This window comes from Desulfobacterales bacterium (assembly GCA_021647905.1).
Classification (GTDB): Bacteria; Desulfobacterota; Desulfobulbia; order Desulfobulbales; family BM004; genus JAKITW01.
Window position 1 is genome coordinate 1 of record JAKITW010000020.1, and the last position, 21,000, is coordinate 21,000.

The following is a 21,000-nucleotide window of genomic DNA, read 5'->3' on the forward strand; positions in this document are numbered from 1 at the left end:
AATTTCGTTCAAGATCAAGGATCGCGAAAAAAATAACCGGAGTCATATAAATGATATTACGAGGATTATTTTTTGAGCATGACGCCGAGATTGGGCGAAAGGGCCATTTCTGGATGGGCACTATCTATACAATCGCCGGCCATGCCGGAAAGGTTACAAAAAAATCAGCTGCAAACCATCCCGAGGTGCTGGTGAACTTGTACGAAAAAAATTCGATCCGGTGGATGATTGTCTAATTTATATCACGTAAAGACATGAACTTCTTCTCGTTAAATTATTAACACATCATGTTGATAATTTGTATTGACGGGTACTCCCAATGCATATATCCTTTAAGATCAGAAAGCTGCAAAAAATATGCTCAAAAAGCCTTGAAGCCAAAAGGTATCTTGGCGCTAAATGTGGCCGCAAACTGCAACAGAGAATGATGGAGCTTAAAGCCGCTGAGACCCTCGCTGATATTTCTCGACTGCCGCCCGCCCGCTGCCATGAGTTGACCGGCAACAGAGCAGGACAATTATCCGTTGATCTGGAACACCCTTACCGCCTTTTGTTTATCGTGGCCAATGATCCTCCCCCTGAACTGGAAAGTGGGGGCCTGGACCGGGAAAGTGTCACAGAAATTGAAATCACTGAAATAGCAGACACGCATTAAAAGAGAGAGACGCCATGGTGACCGCAAAGAAAAAATATGAATTTGAACCGGATTATGCCGTTCCCCCGGGAGATACCCTGCTGGAGGTAATGGAATCTCTCGGAATGACCCAGAAGGAACTGGCGATCAGGGCTGGACTGACTGAACAGACATTGATTCGTATTTTCAAGGGTGAACAGCCGATTTCCTATGAAACCGCCAACCGGCTCGAACTGGTGACCAGAGTTCCGGCCCGGATGTGGAATAATCTCGAGGCCCAGTACAGAGAACAACTGGCCAAACAGGAAGAGCATAAACGGCTTGAGTCCAATATCGAATGGCTGAAAACTATTCCGACCAAGGAACTCATAGAGAGAGGACATCTTGAAGCTGACAGGGACAAAGTGGCGCTTCTGCGGAAGACTCTGTCCTTTTTTGGTGTCAGCAGTGTGCAGGCCTGGCGGGGTATCTGGGAAAGACCGGCGGTGGCGGCAAGGAGGTCACCATGCTTCGAATCCCGGCCAGGGGACGCTTCCGCCTGGATCCGCCAGGGAGAACTGCAGGCCCGTGAAATTGAATGCAACTCCTTTGATAAAAAACGCTTCAAAAAGGCCTTGCAACAGATCAGGTCTCTGACCCGTGAACAACCCGCGGTATTCGAGCCGGAGATGAAACGGCTCTGCGCTGAAGCAGGAGTTGCGGTTGCCCTGGTCCGTGAAATGAAAAAGGTGCCGTGGAACGGTGCCACCAGGTGGTTGACGCCCCGTAAGGTCATGATTCTGCTCTGTCTGCGCGGCAAAGGAGAAGACAAATTCTGGTTTTCTTTTTTTCATGAAGCCGGACATGTATTGCATGACAGTAAAAAGGACCTGCTGATCAATGACGGCAGCCATGATGACCCGCGTGAAGAGCGGGCCAATCACTTTGCCTCGGAAATTCTGATTCCCGCCCGATACAACAACGACATTCGCTTGTTCCGCTCAAAGGCGGAAATCATCAACCTGGCGGACGAACTTGGCATCTCCCCCGGTATCGTGGCTGGCCGTTACCAGTTTTTGACTGAAAAATGGAACTTTTTTAAGGGGCTTATCCGCACCCTGGACTGGGCGTCTTCATATGACAAAGATTGTCGGTCTCGCAACAACCCGCTCGACGGACGTGATTCGTCTTGTAACTTGTTGATTTTATTGGGTGGCATTTGAAGCCTTTCGGGTTGTTACGAGTTCATCAAGATTAATTATGGTCAGGAAAACCAAACTTGAACTGACTTGGACCGTTAGAAGATCGTTATTTACATAGTTAACAAAGTATGTTGCATTGCTTCCATTAATAATATTGGAGGAAACAGCATATGCCCCGTCACGCAAGATTAGATGCACCGGGGTAACGACTCACTGGGTGGCGACCACCTGTCGAGCACACTGACTTTTATCCATTATTTTTTGCATAACGCTACGCATGAGGTGCGGGGGCCAAAAGACTTGCCGCGCCAGCACCGCAGCAGATCTTCCCGTCACTCTCAATGCGATTGTTCGGGCTCTGCTTCATTAATAGTTTTCAGTTTCTTTTCTTGCGACTGAGATGGTGGGAGAGATGAGAAAATTAAAAGTTGTTCTGTTCATTACTTTAGGACTCATTTGTTTCAGCGCAACCGCATATGCGGCATGGCAGATCCAGTATACGGGCGAGGCGGCCAGGATGTTCGGAAGCACGCCCAGGGGCAATTTTGCTACAGAGGATCAGTGTCGGGATTACTGGAGATCGCAGCCTGCTTTTGAACAAAATAATTCAAAATGTGTCGGGTATGATGAGCCTTCCCGCCAAACGCAGCAAGACAGTGGAAGAGGCGGATTCAGCTTCCGGGATAACAATGCAAGGCAGAGACAGCAAGAGTTGAGGGAAGAGGCGGAACATCAACAGATGATCAGGCAGCAAAAGTTGAGGGAACAACAGGCCCGGGCAGAGTTTGAACGGGGCAAAAAGGAAATGCTTACGCAGCTTAAAGGTGGAAGCGGCGGAGAAGAACTCAGCCTCAAGGGCAGTGGAATTGGACTGGCGTTGAAACCTGGCAATACTCCGGCAAAAAACCAGGGTTCAACAAGTGAAGACCAATTGCAGCAAGCGGAACAGCGTCTCTCCGAACTTAGAGATGATGTCAAGGCGATGCAGTTCGCCCTGCAATTATATCGGGATGCTCTTTTACGGAACGTGACCTCCATGGATCGACAAGCCCGCGAGATCGGGAACATGAGCGACAAGATACTGATTGATGGCATCAAATATTTTTACAGCATCGGTCCAAGCCGTTTTCTGAAATCAAAATTTAAATTTCTGAGCAAACACCAGCAGAAAAAATATGAAGAATTTATTGAACTAATTGAAGAGATTAAAGATAAAAAGGAGTTTTTGTCATGGCTTGTCAACTCACCTAATGACATCAAAAAATTGATCGCAGGCGCGGACATGCTGGCCGATGATACCATCCCGGGTTGGGGACATGTGAAGATGAATTTCAAAGCATGGTCATCTGCTGGCAAACAATGTGTCGCCTGGTTGGAAATCAACAGAATTGATCGAGGAACGGAGAATTATGCCCTGGAGATCAAAGCCATTTCTCTCCGGATGAAAAGAACGGTTGCAGAGATCAATTGCATGAAGCGTTGCATGGCTGAATCGACTGATGGCTGTATTCAAAAATGCTCCTGATAATCCGGATAGAAATAGAGCAGATCACAGCAAGTATTTTACACAGTAGAAAAACAGCCGGGACAGGTGGAAATATTTTAAAGAAACTTGAAGGAGATAAGAGATGATGAGAATTGCCGTACTAAGTTTAACCATTGCTTTTTGTCTCGGCATTGGCCATGCAGATGCTCAAAACATCTCCGATGAGGCGCGGCGTCATTTTGATCGCGGCATGGCCGCTGTGGAGATGGCAAAGTCGCCTGCGGATTATAAAGACGCAATCAAAGAGTTTGAGAAGGCGGCAAGGCTGGCACCTGGTTGGGCTGATGTATACTACAACCTTGGAATGGTGCAGGAAAAAGCGAATAAATACGACGAAGCAGTAACAAGCTTCAGGAGATACCTACGGCTTGCTCCAAATGCAAGAGATGCTGAAACGGTAAAAAGTCTCATCAATAGGCTGGAGTTTAAAGCCCAAAAAATATCGGAACAGGCTAAAATTCCAGCGCTATTGGTGGGAAAATGGCAGGGGTATGGTGGTGACTGTTGCGGTGGCAGGCAGCCAATGATACAATTTCGCATCGTAAGTGACATGATAGCCGTCCGCATACCTGTGACTTGGGATGCCGACAGGGTACGCCGGACTGACTACAAGAGCTATCCGGTCGAAATAGAAGGGCAAACCATCCGTTTCGACTTTAAAGCCAAGCTACTGCTACGAGGATTGAATTCCACGAGCTATTGTAATATGCGATATGAGCTTAGACTGACCGATCCCAACAGATTGGAGGGGAAGATGTTTCTAAATGACAACCCCGCCCGTAGGGTCAATTTCGGAAAAATGCCCTAACTGATGGCGAAGCACGACAGAATTTGAGAATTATGTATAGATAAATACATCCAGCCAAAGGGGACGGAGTTAGCTTAATAACTTAATTGACTTCATTGTTGTTGTGATGTTATCCTCTCAGAATGCCACGTCATAAACGCATCAATGTTCCGGGAGCGATTCACCATGTCATTACCAGAGGGTTGAATCGTCAGAAGATTTTTCCAGGAGACAAGGACCGGGAAGATTTTCTTTCTCGTCTCGAAAAGGCACTTTCTCAAACCAGTTGTCACTGCTTGGCCTGGTCGCTCCAGTCGGATCACTTTCACCTTTTAATCCGCACCGACACAAAACCTCTTGGCGATCTGATGCGCAAGGTCCTTTCCGGATATGCCATTGCGTTTAATCGCAGGCATCAACGGAGTGGTTATCTTTTTCAGAATCGTTATAAATCAATATTGTGCCAGGAAGATGCATATCTCCTGGAGCTTGTTCGCTATATTCACCTGAACCCGGTTCGGGCCGGGATCGTAAAAAACATTGAGGAGTTGGGTGTATATCGTTGGACCGGCCATGGTGTTCTGGTAGGGCGCAGGCGGAGAAGTTGGCAGGATCGTGATGGTGTCCTTGGCCACTTTGCTGAGAAGAAGCGGGAAGCTGTAAACCGTTACCGGCAATTTGTATCTGACGGCTTCAACATGGGCAAGCGGAAAGAATTGACTGGCGGTGGCTTGGTACGAAGCGCCGGCGGCTGGCAAAGCTTGTTGGAAATGCGACGGGCAAAAGCGTACTGGCGTGGAGATGAGCGAATACTTGGTGACAGTGATTTTGTCGGCAATGTGCTCCAGGAAGCGGAAGAGGAATTAAGCCGGAAAGAGGAGTTGAAAAGACAGGGCTGGGATTTGCAACGGTTGGTGAATGAAGTGTGCCGACTCCTTGCAGTGGATGTCGATGATTTGCAGAAAAAAGGCCGTGCCAATAACATCTCAATGGCCAAGGGGGTGATCTGCTATCTCGGGTATTATGAGCTTGGCATCAATGGGGCGGAACTGGCCAGGTTTTTTAATATTTCCAGGCCGTCTGTTTCAAAAGCGATTCAGCGGGGAGATAAATTTATAAAGAATAATGACCTTAAGGTATTAAGCTAACTCCGTCCCCTTTTGCGCTGCACGGACACCGGTCGTTGTCCGAGGCGACATTCATATAAAACCAGTTTCCAACGCTTGACAGCGGCGCCTTGCAAGAATACATTGTCAGGTGATGCGATACGCGGTTGCTTCATAACCCCGGAAAGGAGACAGGTAGATGGCAATCAGTTTGAGAATTCCGGCTGACAAAGAAGAATTAATTCGGAAAGTTGCTCAGAAAACAGGCAAAACGAAAACAGCCGTAATTTTGGAGGCCGTTGATGCAAAATTAGGTCTGCAAAAAAACAGAAAGCAACTGATCCGGGAGCTTGCCGGCTGGATGCCCCATACTGAAGCGGAAGAATTAAGAGACTCCCTGCAAATTTTCAATCGGATCAACGAAGGGGACTGGGAGTGAGACTCGTTCTTGATACCAATATTTATTGTGATTATGCCGAGGGGGTTCCATCTGTTGTCGATAGCATCGCGGAATTCGGAGAAGAAATTTATCTGCCGGCAGTAGTGATCGCTGAATTGACCTTCGGTTTTATGAATGGCACGAAGCAGGAAGACAATGAAAAAAAACTGCAACACATTATCGAGCAACTGCAAATTGAGATTATCGATATAAACAAAGATGTTGCCAGAAAATACGCCCTCATTTACCTTCATCTGGTCAAAAAAGGGCGCAGGATTCCGATCAACGATGTGTGGATAGCGGCCTGTTGTATGAAAATAGGCGGCACCCTTCTCACAAGGGACAGTCATTTTGAAGCAGTTGAATTAATTGACCGTCTCCCCATAGAATGACAAGAGGGCCCCGGGGTCGGAAACAAAAAAAGGGTTACGCGATTCGCGTAACCCTTTTATATCTGGTGGGCCGTGTAGGAATCGAACCTACAACCTACTGATTAAGAGTCAGGTGCTCTGCCTGGTTGAGCTAACGGCCCTTGTGCTGCAAAAGAAGTCAGCTTTTTAGCATAAGTTGCCCGGCCCGTCAAGCAGATAACCGGACTCTTGCTTGGGGGCGGAGACTAGCGGCCGCGGGTGCGGTTGTTGAAGCGAAACAGGGGGGTTGGCCGCAGGGTAAAGCCTGTTCGTAGTATATTGGAGACGATCAAAAAAATCAGGTGGATAGGTTGTTGGGACCTTTCAGCTTCAACCCTCAGCCCGACCATCTGGTATGTTTCATCCAAAAGGGGTGTTGTTCCATGACTGATAACAAAAAAAATCCCAGGGACCCGGTCTGGTATCCCTTTACCCAGATGCAGGAGTTTCTCCATGGGTCGCCCTTTACCATTGCGGCGGCCGAGGGCTGCTGGCTGATCGACGAAGCGGGCAACCGCTATCTGGACGGGGTTTCTTCCTTATGGACCAATGTGCACGGCCATCGCCATCCAATGATCGACGAGGCGGTCCGGACCCAGCTTGCCAGGGTGGCGCACAGCACCATGCTCGGTCTTACCCATCCCGGCGGCATCGAACTTGCCCGGCAATTGATCGAACTTGCGCCCGCTTCTCTCAGCCGGGTTTTTTATTCCGATTCCGGGGCCACCTCGGTGGAGATCGCCCTGAAGATGGCCTATCAGTACTGGCAGCTCAAGGGCGAGACCAGGCGGCATCTCTTCCTCAAGCTGGGCGAGGCCTACCACGGAGATACCATCGGCGCGGTCTCCCTGGGCGGCATGGACCTGTTCCACGAGCGGTTCGGCCGGCTGCTCTTTGACACTATCACCATTCCCTGCCCCCATCTCTACCGCCACCCCTATGGGGATATCAGCGAGGAGGAGGCCGTGTCGCGCTTCTACGTTGATACCGGGAAAATCATCGCCAGGTTCGCTGACCGGGCCTGCGCGGTGATAGTGGAGCCGATCATCCAGGGCGCGGCCGGGATGATCGTCCACCCCGAGGGTTTTTTGAGTCATCTGCGGGAGTTGACCCGCAAACATGATCTGCTCCTGATCGTTGACGAGGTGGCGGTCGGTTTCGGTCGAACCGGCAAGATGTTTGCCTGCGAATGGGAGGGAGTGGAGCCGGACCTGATGTGCCTGGGCAAGGGGATCAGCGGTGGGTATATGCCCCTGGCCGCCACCCTGGCCAGCGAGGAAATTTTTTCCGCTTATCTGGGCGAGTTCGGCGAGCTGAAGACCTTTTTCCACGGCCATACCTATACCGGCAACCCCCTGGCCTGCGCCGCGGCCCTGGCCTCGCTCCAGGTGTTTGCCCAGGAAAGGACCCTGACGGACGAGGTGTTCGGGCCCAAGGCTGAAATATACGCCCAGGGCATGGCCCGGCTGGCCCGGCTCGACCATGTGGGCTCGACCCGGTATCGCGGCTTGATGGGCGGGGTGGAACTGGTCAGGGACAAGGCGAGCCGGGAACCCTATCCCTTTGCCGAGCGGATGGGCAACCGGGTGATTATCGAGGCCCGCAAGCGCGGGGTGATCCTCCGGCCCCTGGGCGACGTGATCGTGCTGCTGCCGCCGCTGGCCATATCGGTAAAGGAACTGGAGCAGTTGTTTACGGTCACCGAACAGGCGATTATGGCGGTGTGTTCTTAAGGGGGCAGGGGGCAGGGGGGAAACATCCGGAAATATAAACTCATATAATGTTTGGCAATGCTGAGCGCGTGCAGGTAAGCGACCGCAGGGAGACTCCGGGTGCGCTGCTGCCGAGCGTTATATCAGCCGGCCATCGGTCAGGGTGAGACAACGGTCCATCTGTCGGGCCAGGTCCAGGTTGTGGGTGACCATTACCGTGGACAGCGAGTACTGGTGGCCCATCTCCTGGATCAGGTCAAACACCTTGCGGCCGGTCTTGCTGTCCAGGTTGCCGGTGGGCTCGTCGGCCAGGAGCAGGGCCGGTTTCATGACCAGGGCCCGGGCCAGGGCCACCCGTTGCTGCTCGCCGCCGGACAGTTCGCCCACCTTATGATCCATGCGGTTGTCCAGCCCGACCCTGGTCAGCACCTCCGCGGCCTCGCTTTCCACCCGTTCCAGGGGCCAGCGGGCGATCCGGCCCGGCATGGTCACGTTTTCCAGGGCCGTGAATTCGGGCAGCAGGTGATGGAACTGGAAGACAAAACCAATGGTCTTATTGCGAAAGGCGGATAACTGCAGGTCGTTCTTACTGAACAGGTCCTGGCCATGGTAGCTGAGCGAGCCGCTGTCCGGCCGGTCCAGGGTGCCGAGGATATGGAGCAGGGTGGTCTTGCCGGTGCCCGAGACCCCGACAATGGCCACCATTTCCCCCCTGGTCAGGGAAAGGTCCAGCCCGGTCAACACCTCGATCCGGTTGGTGCCGGTATCATAGCTCTTGCAGAGACCCTGGGCGCGGAAGCCGTTGTCCGGCAGGGTCGGTGATTTTTTATCAACTGCGGGCATGGGTTTGTTACTCATAGCGCAGGGCCACCACCGGGTCCACCCGGGAGGCCTGCCAGGATGGGTAGAGGGTGGCGAGCAGGGTGATGAACACCGCTGATATCGCCACCATGGTTACATCCAGGGGCAGGACCTGGACCGGCAGGGTGGTCATCGGATAGACGTCGCCGGGCAGCTTGATGAACTGGTAGCGGCTCAGGAGCTTGCAGATGGTCAGTCCGCCGATAACCCCCAGGATCGTGCCGGACAGGCCGATGATCAGCCCCTGGTAGATAAAGATCCGCATGATCGAGGCCGAGGTGGCGCCCATTGATTTGAGTACTGCGATCTCCTTGCCCTTTTCCATGACCACCATGATCAGGGTGGAGATGATATTAAAGGCGGCCACCAGCATGATCAGGGCCAGGACGATGAACATCGCGGTCTTTTCCAGCTTGAGCGCTGAGAAGAGGTTGTGGTTCATCGAGATCCAGTCCCGGGCCAGATAGCCGGGGCCGAGTTTTTTCTGGATCCGGCCGGCAATGGCCGGGGCCTGGTAGATGTCGTCCACCCGGATCTCGAGTCCGTGGACCCGGCCGCCGAGATCGAGGAACTGCTGGGCCGTGGCCAGGGAGACATAGGCCAGGGAGGAGTCATACTCGTACATCCCGGAGGCAAAGATCCCCACCACCCGGCAGGTCCTGATCTGGGGGATGACCCCCATCGGGGTCAACGGCCCGTCGGCGGACAGGAGCCGCACCTTGTCACCCATTCCCACCCGCAACTGCTCGGCAAGCTGTTTGCCGAGGATGATCCCCGGGATCCTGGTCCCCGGCCCGGCGGTCAGATCGGCAATCCGGCCCTTGGTCAACTGATGGTCCAGGGTGATCACCCGGCCGGCGGAATCCGGGTCGATGCCGCGGACCACCGCGCCGACGCCGCCCTCGCCCCAACTGGTGATCATGGTCTGGATATAGATATAGGGGGTCGCGGCCCGGACCCCGGCCACTGTTGTCACCTTTTCCAACAGGGCCTGGGGATCGGCGATCGGGCCGGCCTGGGCCTGCACCACCACATGGGAGTTGAACCCGAGGATTTTCTGGCGCAGCTCCTGGGTGAAGCCGGTCATCACCGCCAGGACCACGATCAGGGCCATTACCCCCAGCGCGACCCCGGAAACCGAAATCAGCGAAATAAGCGAGATAAAGCCCTGCCGTTGTCTGGCCCTCAGGTGGCGAAGGCTGACGAACCATTCGTATTGCAAGCTGCTCTCCAAAAGCCTTGTTTTCGGATGGACGGTACCCGGCCATCCCGGTAGTTGTTACCAGTCCGTCAACCGTTGTTTAACCGCGGTTTCCCTTGCGCCTCTGTTATTTTTTCTCCGGCTTGAGATGCGGGAAGAGGATCACGTCGCGGATGGAGGGCGAGTCGGTGAGCAGCATCACCAGCCGGTCAATGCCGATGCCCTCGCCGGCCGCGGCCGGCATCCCGTATTCCAGGGCCCGGATAAAGTCTTCGTCCAGCACTGGATGGATCTCCTCGTCCTCGCCCCGTTCGGCGATCTGTTTTTCGAACCGCTGCCGCTGGTCCACCGGGTCGTTCAGTTCGCTGAAGGCATTGGCGATTTCCCAGCCGTTGATAAAGAGTTCAAAGCGGTCGGTCACCCCCGGGTCTTGTTCATTACGCCGGGCCAGCGGTGAAACCTCGGTGGGGTAGGCGGTGATAAAGGTCGGGTCGATCAGCTTCTCTTCCACCAGCAGTTCGAAGAGTTCCGTCTTGGCCTTGCCCGGCCCGGCGGTTGGTTCGAGGACAATACCCTTGTCCCCGGCCAGTTGGATGACCTGTTCCGGGTCGGCCAGCAACTCGGCCGGGATGCCCGCCACCTCGGTCAGGGACTGGTCCATGGTGAATCGCCGCCAGGGCGGGGCCAGGTCGATCTCCCGGTCCTGGTAGGTGATCTTCATCGAGCCGCACACCTCCTCGGCCAGCCAGGAGATCATCTCCTCGGTCAGGTCCATCATGTCATGGTAGGTGGCATAGGCCTGGTAGAATTCGAGCATGGTGAACTCGGGGTTGTGGCGGGTGGACAGCCCCTCGTTGCGGAAGTTGCGGTTGATCTCGAATACCCGCTCAAAACCGCCGACCAGCAGCCGTTTGAGGAATAGTTCCGGCGCCACCCGCAGGAACAGGTCCATGGCCAGGGCGTTGTGATAGGTCTTGAACGGCTTGGCCGTGGCCCCGCCCGGAACCGGCTGCATCATCGGGGTTTCCACCTCCATGTAGCCGCGGTTGGTCAGATATTCCCGGACCAGGCGGATGATCTCCACCCGTTTGCGGAAGGTGTCCCGGACCTGGGGGTTGACGATCAGGTCCACGTAGCGCTGCCGGTAGCGGATTTCAACATCGGTCAAGCCGTGGAACTTTTCCGGCAACGGCCGCAGGGATTTGGTGATCAGCCTGGCGCTGTCCGCCATGATGGTCAACTCGCCGGTCTTGGTCTTGAACAGTTTGCCGCGGAACCCGGCGATATCGCCGATATCCCACTTTTTGAACCGGGCATATGCCTCCGGCCCGACCACGTCCCGGGCCATATAAACCTGGATCCGGCCCGAGTCGTCCTGGATGTGGAGAAAGGATGCCTTGCCGAACCGGCGGAGGGCAATGATCCGGCCGGCCACCTGGCAGATGAAGGCGTCCTCCTTGGGCTCGCCGGCGCGGATCTCGTTGCCATGGGGGAGTACGTCGATGATGTGCTCCGTGGGCCTGAAGTCGTTGCCATAGAGCGCAACACCCATTGCCTTGAGTTCATCGGCTTTCTGGCGGCGTTGCTTGAGAACCTGATTTAAATTATTCATGGTAGATAACGTCCTTGTCGGCAAAAAACAAACCGCGGTCCGGGCCGGGACCGCGGTGGTTAGAGATATTTATGTCGTAATCCGTCTGCCAGGTCCCTGGTCAGGGCCAGGACCCTTTCGGCCAGCTCCGGGGTGAGCGAGCCGGTGCCGCAACTGGGGGTAATCAGGGTGCGCTCCAGCAGAGCGGCCAGGTCCCAGTCCGGGTTTATCAACTGGGCGGCCTGTTCCTCCCAGCGGGAGAGCAGCGACGCGGCCGTTTCCTTGCGGATATCCTCGGCCGCGCCGGTGGGCACCAGCCCCCAGGCGATGAGCCCGCCCCGCTTGAGAAAGGCGTGGGTCGCCTGCCGGCAGGTGATGAACCGGTCGAAATAATTATAGGCGTCAAAGCTCAGGATGTCGATGGTCGAGGTAAGGAGCATGTTCCAGTCGGTGTTGGCGCAGACATGCACCCCGGCCAGTCCGCCGGCCTGATGGATCGCCGCGACCATCTCGGTGAGATCCTGGACAATATCCTCGCGGGAGACGCTGATAAAGGCGGAGGAGCCCAGGCCGGCCAGGGCCGGCTCGTCGATGAACAGGAGGACCGGCAGCTCGGGCCGGGCCTGTTTGAGGAAGCGGACCTGCCAGGCCGCCTTCATCGCCAGCCCCTTGACCACCAGGTCGCGGATGGTGGGATCATAGTATCCCAGCCGGTCGGTCTGGTCGTGGATGCCGGTGAGCTGGGTAAACGGCCCGGTGATCTGGGCCTTGAGCGCCACCAGGCCGGGCCGGCCGGCAACCGCTTCCTTCAGGGCGTAGATTCCCGGGGCCCGTTTTGAACTGGTGCGGAAGCAGGAGGAGAGCAGGCCCTCCTGGTCCTCGCTGAACCGGAGGTATTCCTCGTAGAATGCCAGCTGTTCCCGGGCAAACTCCTCGCCGTCAATGGCGAAACAGGTGCGCTCTTCGGTTTCGACCACCCCGGGAAAACCCTCCAGGAACTGGTTGAGCATCCCGCCGCCGGGCGTGGACGGCAATTGCGGCCAGATGGGGATCTCCGGGGTATGGGCAAGGATCAACTCCAGGGCCTGCTGAATATCGGTCAGGGGCAGGCTGCCGATCAGGGTCGGCCGGCCGGCCGGGAGCCATGTTTTTTGAGCAGTGTCGGTCATGGGGTTTACCGTAAGTTAGTGCCCCTCCAGAAATGGCCCTTTCGCCCAATCTCTGCGTCATGCTCAAAAAATAATCCTCGTAATATCATTTATATGACTCCGGTTATTTTTTTCGCGATCCTTGATCTTGAACAAAATTGCTCATTTCTGGACGGACACAAGTTATACAAAGGTATTGAAAGTCAGGCGGATATCACCTGTACTCTCAGGCTGATGGTGAAAAAAAATCCCGCGGAAATCGACAGGTTCTAAGGAGCCTGTCGGAGAATTACCTTTTACTGCGGCCGAGTCATAGTTGCGCAGTTCCTATCAATAATAGAGGTTTCTGTCAATGGGTCTCCTGGAAAAAGTGCCATTTGGCCGCGGAAGGCGAGGCGCGCCGGGGCAGGATGGTCTTACCCGGGTTTCAACAGGCTGATCGACTCAAGATGATGGGTCTGGGGGAACATGTCCACGGGCAGGATTTGTCGGACCCGGAAGCCGTGTCCGGCCAGGCCGGCCAGGTCCCGGACCAGGGTGGCCGGGTCGCAGGAGATGACGATCAGCCGGCTGGGCCGGAGCGAGGTCAGCAGCGGGATGATTGCAGCCGCGCCCTGCCGGGGCGGGTCCATGATAATCAGCGGAAAACGATCTTGCCGGTCAACAAGTTTTTGCACCCCGGCCGGTACTGCTGTTTTTTCAAAGTGACAGTTGTCGCGGCCGGCCAGCCCGGCATTACGTCCGGCACTGCGGATGGCGGAGCCCTGGCCGTCCAGGCCCAGGACCCGGCCGGCGACCAGGGACAGGGGCAGGGAGAAGTTGCCCATGCCGCAGAACAGGTCAAGGACCTGGTCGTTACCGGTGATCCCGGCCCAGTTGAGCAGGGTGCTGATCATGTTTTCATTTTGAAGCAGGTTGACCTGGCAGAAGCCGCCGGCCTCCCAGGTCAGGGTCAGTTCAGGGCCGTTGGTAATGGCAGCAGGCAGGGAAAAGGAGAGGGTAATATCGTTGCCCTCGGCCCGGCTGCCATGCGGGTCAAAGAGGCCATGGTTGGCAACAATGAAAAAAAACCGGCCCAGCCCGGCGGTTGTTGCCAGCAACTCCCGGGCCTGGGCAAGATCGGCGGGCCGGGGCCGGCGACTGAAATGGGCCAGGGCCACCACATGGTTGCCGTTCGGGTCAAGGAGCAGTTCCAGGGTGGTGACCTGGTCCATGAACCGGGCCGGCAGCGGCAGGGAGTGGAGTTGGCCCAGCACCTGGTTGATCTCCGCTGCGGCCAGGGCACAGGTTGAAACCGGCACGACCTGATGGGAGTGAAAACCGTGGAAACCGAGCCGGCCTTGGTTATCCACATGAAGCCGGATTCGCTGCCGGTAGCCGAAATCCTGCGGTGATGCCAGGGGCGGCAGCAGTATCCTGTTGATGGCCTCCCGGCCGGCCAGGCTGCTTCGCTTAATGGTCTCCGCCAGTGCCGCGCACTTGAACATAAGCTGGGCTGCCGGCGCCGCATGTTGAAAGTCGCAGCCGCCGCAGCGACCGTATAGCGGGCAGCGCGGCTCGATCCGTTGCTCCGATGGCTCCAGTACCTCCAGCAGATCGGCATAAACAAAGTTTTTCTTATGCTGTCGGACCCGGACCCGGACCCGTTCCCCGGGCAGGACATGGCGGACCAGGGCTACCTTGCCGCCGGCCAGCCGGCCGAGCCCGTATCCGTTGCCAACCGGTTTTTCGATCAACAGGGTATGTTCAGGATATGCAGTCATGGGGACCCCTCTTTTGCCGGTGCCTAGACTGTTTACACCAAGAACCCTCCGGTGTAACCGTTCACCGGGGGTACGGATTTACGGTAATCTTATGCCCGTAAGCGTTTACCAGTGGCTTAGATTCGTTCATTTGGGACTGCGAAGCATACTGGTGCTATTCGAGCAGGCCAGAATGGGCGAAGATGAGGTGCTGGTGAACGCTTACCCTCCGGTAACAAGAGGGGGGTCGTTGCGGAGCAGGGAATGGTTTGCCGGTTTTGGCCTGGCATCCACCCGTAAGCTCTCACATTCATCCCGTGACGAGTTAGTGCCCATCCGGAAATGGCCCTTTCACCCAATCTCGGCGTTATGCTCAAAAAAATAATCCTCGTAATATCACTTATATGACTCCGGTTATTTTTTTCGCGATCCTTGATCTTGAACGAAATTGCTCATTTCTGGACAGACACGAGTTACATCTGGGACGCCCGCTCACGGACAGTTGCATATTAAGAAGGGGGCCGGGGTGGACATTTTTTGCCTCTAGGGAGTATACTGGCATATTTCCGTAGAGGCGGCCGCAAGAAAGGGGCGCACCGTTCCGGGGATCAGCCCCGGGGTAACCGCTGGAGACAATGATTGCCATGGTAACAGAACAGCAGCCGATCAGAATCCTGGTGGTGGATGACGAGCATGCCCATCGCTACATGCTCTGTTCCATGTTTCAGGAATGGGGCTGGAAGGTGGAAGAGGCAAGCGACGGCGGCATGGCCGTGGAGGCGGTAATGGAGAAACCGTTTGACGCCATTCTGATGGATGTCCGGATGGCCAGGATGGACGGGATGGAGGCGCTGAAGCGGATCCATTCCTATAACCCGGCCATCCCGGTGGTGATCATGACCGCCTACTCCTCGGTTGATTCGGCAGTGGCGGCGATCAAGAGCGGGGCCCACGACTACCTGACCAAGCCCCTTGATTTCGACCGGTTGCGGTTGACCATGGACCGGGCCCTGGAGCACCGGCAGGTGATCGAGGAAAAAAGCGGCCCGGAGGAGGAGGGCGGAAAGCTGGTCGACACGGCCGGGATCATCGGGACCTCGCCGGCCATCACCGAGCTGCTGGAGATGATCTCCTATGTGGCCCCCACCGAGGCCAAGGTGTTGATCATGGGGGAGAGCGGCACTGGCAAGGAATTGATCGCCTCGGCCATTCATCAGAACAGCGGCCGGCGCAATAACAAATTTGTCACGGTGAACTGTGCCGCCATTGTTGAGAATCTGCTCGAATCGGAGCTGTTCGGCCATGAGCGGGGCGCCTTTACCGGGGCCGAGCGGCAGCGGGAGGGCAAGTTCGTCCTGGCCGACGGCGGCACCCTGTTCCTGGACGAGATCGGCGAGATGTCGCCGGCCATGCAGGTCAAGTTGCTGCGGGTCCTGCAGGAACACGAGGTGCAGCGGGTCGGCGGCAGTGAGAATATCGGGGTCGATGTCCGGGTGGTGGCCGCCACCAACCGGATCCTGGAGGAGGAGGTGGCAAGGGGCGCCTTTCGCGAGGATCTCTACTACCGGTTGAACGTGGTCTCGGTGCAGGTCCCGGCCTTAAGGGAGCGGCAGGAGGACATTCCGCTCCTGGCCGATCATTTTCTGCGGAAGTTCGCGACCAAGAACCGGCGCAAGGTGGCCGGGATCACCCCGGGCTGCATGGATATCCTCCGTCATTATCCCTGGCCCGGCAATGTCCGCGAACTGGAAAACGTGCTGGAGCGGGGGGTGATCCTGATGCGGGGCGACTACCTGGACGAGGAGAGTCTGCCGATCGCGATCAAGAAATGGCTGGCCGAGCAGGACGGCCCGGTCGCTGCGGCCGAGGAGTTGCCCTCTTCCCTGATGGCGGCGGAGAAGCAGGTGATCCTGAAGACCCTTGAACAGACCGGCGGCAACAAGAGCGAGGCGGCCCGGCGGCTGGGGATCACCCGCAAGACCTTGTTGAATAAGCTGAACAAATATCAGGCCGGCCAGGATAGCGGCCATCCAGGATATTGACTAGAATCAGGGGCTATGTTAGTACAGTCCGCTATTAACCAGCATGGCTGGACCAAACTTTTGGGCCGCGGCCACAACCAACGATGAAAATCTCTCCGGACAGCGAGCTTCGTCCGGCACGACTTTCATATAAAGATTTTTTTTATACCGGAACGGCGTTCCCCCGGAGCAGGACCGCCGGGCAGACCAAGGAGTTTGAAGGTAATGCGTACTAATATCGTTCATATCGGCGCCGGTGAACTGACCTATGAGATCAGGAACATCGTCGATGTCGGTGAGAAGCTGCAGCAGTTGGGAATCAAGACCTATTGGGAGAATATCGGCGACCCGGTGGCCAAGGGCGAGGAGATTCCGGACTGGATGAAGGAGATTGTCGCGGAACTGGCCCGGGACAGCGCCAGCTACGGCTACAGTCCGACCCGGGGAATGCTCGCCACCAGGGAGTTCATCGCCCGGGAGACCAACAAACGCGGCAAGATCCAGATCAAAGCCGATGATATTCTTTTTTTCAACGGTCTGGGTGACGCGATCAGCAAGATCTTCGGCATGCTCAAGCGGACCGCCCGGGTGGTGGTCCCCACCCCCAGCTATACCACCCATTCCTCGGCCGAGGCGGCCCATGCCGCTGACCGGCCGGTGACCTACCGGCTGGATCCCGGCAATTACTGGTACCCGGATCTGGACGACCTGGAGAAACGGATCAAGTACAACCCGGCGGTGGCCGGGATCCTGATCATCAATCCGGACAACCCCACCGGCGCGGTCTATCCAGAGGAGATCCTGCGCGGGATGGTGGAACTGGCCCGGCGCTACGACCTGTTCGTGGTCTGTGACGAGATCTACCACAACATCATCTATAACGGCCACCAGACCGTGCCCATGTCCGATATCGTCGGCAAGGTGCCGGCCATTGTCATGCGCGGTATTTCCAAGGAGATGCCCTGGCCCGGTTCCCGCTGCGGCTGGATCGAGGTCTATAACGGCCACCAGGATCCGATGTTCGAGCAGTATATCCAGTCGATCCTGAACGCCAAGATGCTGGAGGTCTGTTCCACCACCCTGCCGCAACTGGTCATGCCCAGGGTGGTCTCCCACCCCGAGTATCAGGGTCATCTCGACAACCGGATCAGGCGTTACGAGCGGTACTCCAATGTTGCCCACGACATATTGAGCAAGGTGGACGGACTGCTGGTCAACCGGCCCAACGGCGCCTTTTACATGAGCGTGGTTTTTGCCGAGGGGCGGCTCAGCCATCAACAGGCCCTGGCCATAGATAATGACGAGGTCCGTTGCCACGTGGAGTCACTGGTGAACCAGCCCGGGGTTTCCCTGGACAAGCGGTTTGTTTATTACCTGCTCGGCGCCACCGGGGTCTGCGTGGTGCCGCTCTCTTCATTTGCCACTGAACTACAGGGGTTTCGGATGACGCTGCTGGAGCGGGACGAGGTCCGGTTCGAGCGGATCTGCCGGAATATTGCCCAGGCCATTGAGCAGTACCTGGCCAGTTGATCACGGTTTTTTTGTTACGGCAAGACCTCCCCGTCCCTTGGCGGTGGAGGTCTTTTTTTGTGTTCAGGCCTTCTTGACAAGGCTGGTAGGCATACTTATTGTTGCACACAAATTGCCGATGCAATCAGTAAGTAAGTTCAAAACTTCTTGCGATAATTTTCAGCTACATGTCAGCAGTCGGTAGCGGTCCCGTGTTGGGGCGGGTCTGCCGGCGGAAAGGGGGACCGGTGACCAGGAAGCACAAGCACCAGCAGAAGCAGCAGCAGCAGCAGCAGGAAGAGGCTCCGGAACGGGAAGAGGAAGCGCGGAGCGAGGATGCGGCCGCTGAACTGGCCGAGGTCCGGCAGCAGCTTGCGCAGGCCAACGACCAGTTGCTGCGGCTGGCAGCCGAGTTTGACAACACCAAGAAACGGCTGCAGCGTGAGCGGGAGGTCTCGCTCAAGTATGCCGAGGAAAATCTCCTGCGGGAGATTCTGCCCGGGCTTGATAATCTGGAGCGGGCCATGGAACAGGCCCGGGAATCCAAGGAGGTGGAGACGCTCCTTGAGGGCCTGGAGATGACCCGCCAGGGGCTGCTTGCCACCCTGGAGAAGTTCGGGGTCAAACAGTTGCAAAGTATTGGAGAACCCTTTGATCCCAACCTGCACGAGGCCCTGACCATGGAGGCCAGCAACGAGGTTGCGGCCAACCATGTGATCACCGAATTCGTCCGGGGCTATACCTATAAGGACCGGCTGCTGCGGCCCGCCAAGGTGGCCGTGTCCAGCGGCGAGGACGCTGGTGAAGACGATGAGTAAAATCAATCCCTTGACTTTCCCGGGATCATGACCATTGTCTAGAACAGAAACAATCCCGGCTACTTCTAGCGCCCGCCGGGTTGCGGTAAAACAATTTTTAAAATTTGATTCTGGATCACGGACGACATCACCGCTTGGAATGGTCCGTGGTTCCAAGAAAGCTTTGTCGAGCAAAAGGAGATAAGAAAATGGGTAAAATAATCGGGATTGATCTGGGCACCACCAACTCATGTGTGGCGGTTATGGAGGGCGGTGATCCCAAGGTCATCGCCAACATGGAAGGAAATCGGACCACCCCCTCGGTGGTGGCGTTTTCCGATAACGGGGAGCGGCTGGTCGGCCAGGTGGCCAAGCGGCAGGCGGTTACCAACCCGGTCAGAACCCTGTATGCGATCAAGCGGCTGATCGGGCGGAAGTTCACCGATCAGGAGGTTACCAAGTCCATCCAGGTCAGCCCGTTCAAGATCGTCAAGGGCAAGAACGGCGAGGCCGCGGTGGAGGTGGACGGCAAGGTCTATACCCCGGCCGAGATCTCGGCCATGGTGCTCACCAAGATGAAGCAGACCGCTGAGGAGTACCTGGGCGAGACGGTCACCGATGCGGTGGTCACCGTGCCCGCCTATTTCAATGACAGCCAGCGTCAGGCCACCAAGGACGCCGGCCGGATCGCCGGGCTCAACGTGCAGCGGATCATCAACGAGCCAACCGCCGCCTCCCTGGCCTACGGCCTGGACAAAAAGGGCGAGGAGCGGATCGCGGTCTTTGACCTGGGCGGCGGCACCTTTGATATCTCCATTCTGGAGATCGGCGACGGCGTGTTCGAGGTCAAGTCCACCAACGGCGATACCTTTCTGGGCGGCGAAGACTTTGATATGCGGGTGGTCAACTGGCTGGCCGACGAGTTCAAACGGGAGCAGGGCATTGACCTGCGTAGCGACAAGATGGCCCTGCAACGGTTGAAGGAAGAGGGTGAAAAGGCCAAGATGGAACTGTCCACCACCATGGAGACCACTATCAACCTGCCCTTTATCACTGCTGACGCCTCCGGTCCCAAGCATCTGAACATCAAGCTGACCCGGGCCAAGTTCGAGAGCCTGGTCGCTGATCTGATTGATCGCACCGAGGGCCCCTGCCTGACCGCCCTGAAGGATGCCGGCGTCTCGCCCGGCGATATCGACGAGGTTATCCTGGTGGGCGGCATGACCAGGATGCCCAAGGTTCAGGAAAAGGTGAAGCAGATATTCGGCAAGGACCCGCACAAGGGGGTCAACCCGGACGAGGTGGTGGCCATCGGCGCCGCCATCCAGGGCGGGGTGCTGCGCGGCGATGTCAAGGATGTTCTGCTCCTCGACGTTACCCCGCTTTCCTTGGGGATCGAGACCCTGGGCGGGGTGTTCACCAAGTTGATCGAAAAGAATACCACCGTGCCCACCAAGAAGAGTCAGATCTTTTCCACTGCCGCGGATAACCAGCCGGCGGTTTCGATTCTGGTTCTCCAGGGTGAGCGGGAGATGGCCGCCTATAACAAGACCATCGGCCGTTTCGAGCTGACCGATATCCCGCCGGCCCCGCGCGGGGTGCCCCAGATCGAGGTAACCTTTGATCTTGACGCCAACGGCATTCTCCACGTCTCAGCCAAGGATATGGGCAGCGGCAAGGAGCAGTCGATCAAGATCACCGCCTCCAGCGGCCTGTCCGAGGCGGAGATCAAGAAGATGCAGCAGGATGCCGAACTGCATGCCGAAGAGGACAGGAAGCGCAAGGAACTGGTCGAGGCCAAGAACCAGGCCGATTCCCTGATCTATGCCACCGAGAAAAGCCTCAAGGATCTGGGCGGCAAGGTTGATGCCGGAACCAAGGGCAATGTAGAGAGCGAGATCGCCTCCCTGAAGAAGGTGATCGAGGGTGACGATATCGAGGCCATCAAGAAAGGCACCGAGAGTCTGACCCAGGCCTCCCACAAGCTGGCCGAGATGATGTACTCCCAGGCCACGGCCGAACCGCCCGGCGCGGATGCGGGTGGCGCGGCCGGCGGCGAGGCCGGGGCCGGCAACGACAAGAAGGACGACGATGTGGTTGATGCCGACTTCGAGGAAGTGAAGTAACGAGGACAGAGGACAGAGGACAGTAAAGAAAGGGTGCGGGGGACAGGGTGCAGGGGGCAGGGAACTGCTGTACTGACAGTGGGAACGGCAACGGCTAAAAGGCTCGCGGGACGCGAATCACAGGTTCATAGGTCCCATAGGTCCTATCAGTTTCCGACCCCTGACTTCCGACCTCTGACCTCTGGTTTC

Annotated in this window: 18 protein-coding genes and 1 tRNA gene; 13 read left to right on the forward strand and 6 right to left on the reverse strand. The window is 56.6% G+C overall.

The window, feature by feature from the left end; genetic code table 11:
• Positions 1–319: 319 nt before the first annotated feature.
• The 7 genes from L3J03_04870 to L3J03_04900 all read left to right on the forward strand — a co-directional run bounded on the left by L3J03_04870 (position 320) and on the right by L3J03_04900 (position 6,085).
• Positions 320–655 carry a killer suppression protein gene (locus L3J03_04870; GenBank protein ID MCF6290311.1) on the forward strand — a complete coding sequence of 112 codons (336 nt, stop codon included), beginning with the start codon at positions 320–322 and terminating at the stop codon, positions 653–655.
• A 14-nt stretch (positions 656–669) separates the two neighbouring features.
• Positions 670–1,836: a helix-turn-helix domain-containing protein gene (locus L3J03_04875; protein ID MCF6290312.1), complete on the forward strand. Its 1,167-nt coding sequence runs from the start codon at positions 670–672 to the stop codon at positions 1,834–1,836.
• Positions 1,837–2,227: 391 nt separating this feature from the next.
• Positions 2,228–3,340 carry a DUF4175 domain-containing protein gene (locus tag L3J03_04880; GenBank protein MCF6290313.1) on the forward strand — a complete coding sequence of 371 codons (1,113 nt, stop codon included), beginning with the start codon at positions 2,228–2,230 and terminating at the stop codon, positions 3,338–3,340.
• A 103-nt stretch (positions 3,341–3,443) separates the two neighbouring features.
• Entirely contained in the window at positions 3,444–4,169 is a 726-nt protein-coding gene (locus L3J03_04885; GenBank protein MCF6290314.1) for a tetratricopeptide repeat protein, read from the forward strand.
• 122 nt (positions 4,170–4,291) lie between these two features.
• Entirely contained in the window at positions 4,292–5,296 is a 1,005-nt protein-coding gene (locus L3J03_04890) for a transposase (GenBank protein ID MCF6290315.1), read from the forward strand.
• A 157-nt stretch (positions 5,297–5,453) separates the two neighbouring features.
• Positions 5,454–5,693 (forward strand): ribbon-helix-helix domain-containing protein, encoded by a 240-nt coding sequence (locus L3J03_04895; protein MCF6290316.1) that lies wholly within the window; start codon positions 5,454–5,456, stop codon positions 5,691–5,693.
• Positions 5,690–6,085, forward strand: a complete 396-nt coding sequence (locus L3J03_04900) for a type II toxin-antitoxin system VapC family toxin (GenBank protein MCF6290317.1) — start codon at positions 5,690–5,692, stop codon at positions 6,083–6,085. The genes L3J03_04895 and L3J03_04900 overlap by 4 nt, the downstream gene beginning before the upstream one ends.
• 63 nt (positions 6,086–6,148) lie before the next feature.
• On the opposite strand, the gene L3J03_04905 is transcribed toward L3J03_04900, so the two are convergent.
• Positions 6,149–6,225 (reverse strand) — tRNA-Lys (locus tag L3J03_04905).
• 261 nt (positions 6,226–6,486) lie between these two features.
• Between L3J03_04905 and bioA the strand changes: the two genes are divergently transcribed.
• On the forward strand, positions 6,487–7,836 hold the full coding sequence (bioA, locus tag L3J03_04910) for an adenosylmethionine--8-amino-7-oxononanoate transaminase (GenBank protein MCF6290318.1): 1,350 nt from the start codon (positions 6,487–6,489) through the stop codon (positions 7,834–7,836).
• 117 nt (positions 7,837–7,953) lie between these two features.
• Here bioA and L3J03_04915 read toward each other — a convergent pair whose 3' ends face one another.
• The 5 genes from L3J03_04915 to L3J03_04935 form a co-directional block, all read right to left on the reverse strand.
• Complete coding sequence (locus L3J03_04915) at positions 7,954–8,658, reverse strand: ABC transporter ATP-binding protein (protein MCF6290319.1); 705 nt, start codon at positions 8,656–8,658, stop codon at positions 7,954–7,956.
• Positions 8,659–8,665: 7 nt separating this feature from the next.
• Complete coding sequence (locus L3J03_04920; protein MCF6290320.1) at positions 8,666–9,898, reverse strand: lipoprotein-releasing ABC transporter permease subunit; 1,233 nt, start codon at positions 9,896–9,898, stop codon at positions 8,666–8,668.
• Positions 9,899–10,004: 106 nt separating this feature from the next.
• Entirely contained in the window at positions 10,005–11,489 is a 1,485-nt protein-coding gene (lysS, locus tag L3J03_04925; protein ID MCF6290321.1) for a lysine--tRNA ligase, read from the reverse strand.
• Positions 11,490–11,548: 59 nt separating this feature from the next.
• Entirely contained in the window at positions 11,549–12,637 is a 1,089-nt protein-coding gene (locus tag L3J03_04930; protein ID MCF6290322.1) for a hypothetical protein, read from the reverse strand.
• Positions 12,638–13,032: 395 nt separating this feature from the next.
• Positions 13,033–14,379, reverse strand: coding sequence for a class I SAM-dependent RNA methyltransferase (locus L3J03_04935; GenBank protein ID MCF6290323.1), 1,347 nt, complete (start codon positions 14,377–14,379; stop codon positions 13,033–13,035).
• A gap of 91 nt (positions 14,380–14,470) precedes the next feature.
• Here L3J03_04935 and L3J03_04940 point away from each other — a divergent pair, with 91 nt between their 5' ends.
• From L3J03_04940 to dnaK, 5 genes are all read left to right on the forward strand, one after another.
• The gene (locus tag L3J03_04940) at positions 14,471–14,743 is read left to right on the forward strand and encodes a hypothetical protein (protein MCF6290324.1); all 273 of its coding nucleotides are present in this window, start codon (positions 14,471–14,473) and stop codon (positions 14,741–14,743) included.
• Between the two features lie 259 nt (positions 14,744–15,002).
• Positions 15,003–16,400: a sigma-54 dependent transcriptional regulator gene (locus tag L3J03_04945; GenBank protein ID MCF6290325.1), complete on the forward strand. Its 1,398-nt coding sequence runs from the start codon at positions 15,003–15,005 to the stop codon at positions 16,398–16,400.
• Between the two features lie 204 nt (positions 16,401–16,604).
• Positions 16,605–17,909 carry a pyridoxal phosphate-dependent aminotransferase gene (locus L3J03_04950; GenBank protein MCF6290326.1) on the forward strand — a complete coding sequence of 435 codons (1,305 nt, stop codon included), beginning with the start codon at positions 16,605–16,607 and terminating at the stop codon, positions 17,907–17,909.
• A gap of 227 nt (positions 17,910–18,136) precedes the next feature.
• On the forward strand, positions 18,137–18,706 hold the full coding sequence (gene grpE / locus L3J03_04955) for a nucleotide exchange factor GrpE (protein MCF6290327.1): 570 nt from the start codon (positions 18,137–18,139) through the stop codon (positions 18,704–18,706).
• A gap of 188 nt (positions 18,707–18,894) precedes the next feature.
• Positions 18,895–20,811, forward strand: coding sequence for a molecular chaperone DnaK (dnaK, locus tag L3J03_04960; protein MCF6290328.1), 1,917 nt, complete (start codon positions 18,895–18,897; stop codon positions 20,809–20,811).
• Positions 20,812–21,000: the final 189 nt, after the last annotated feature.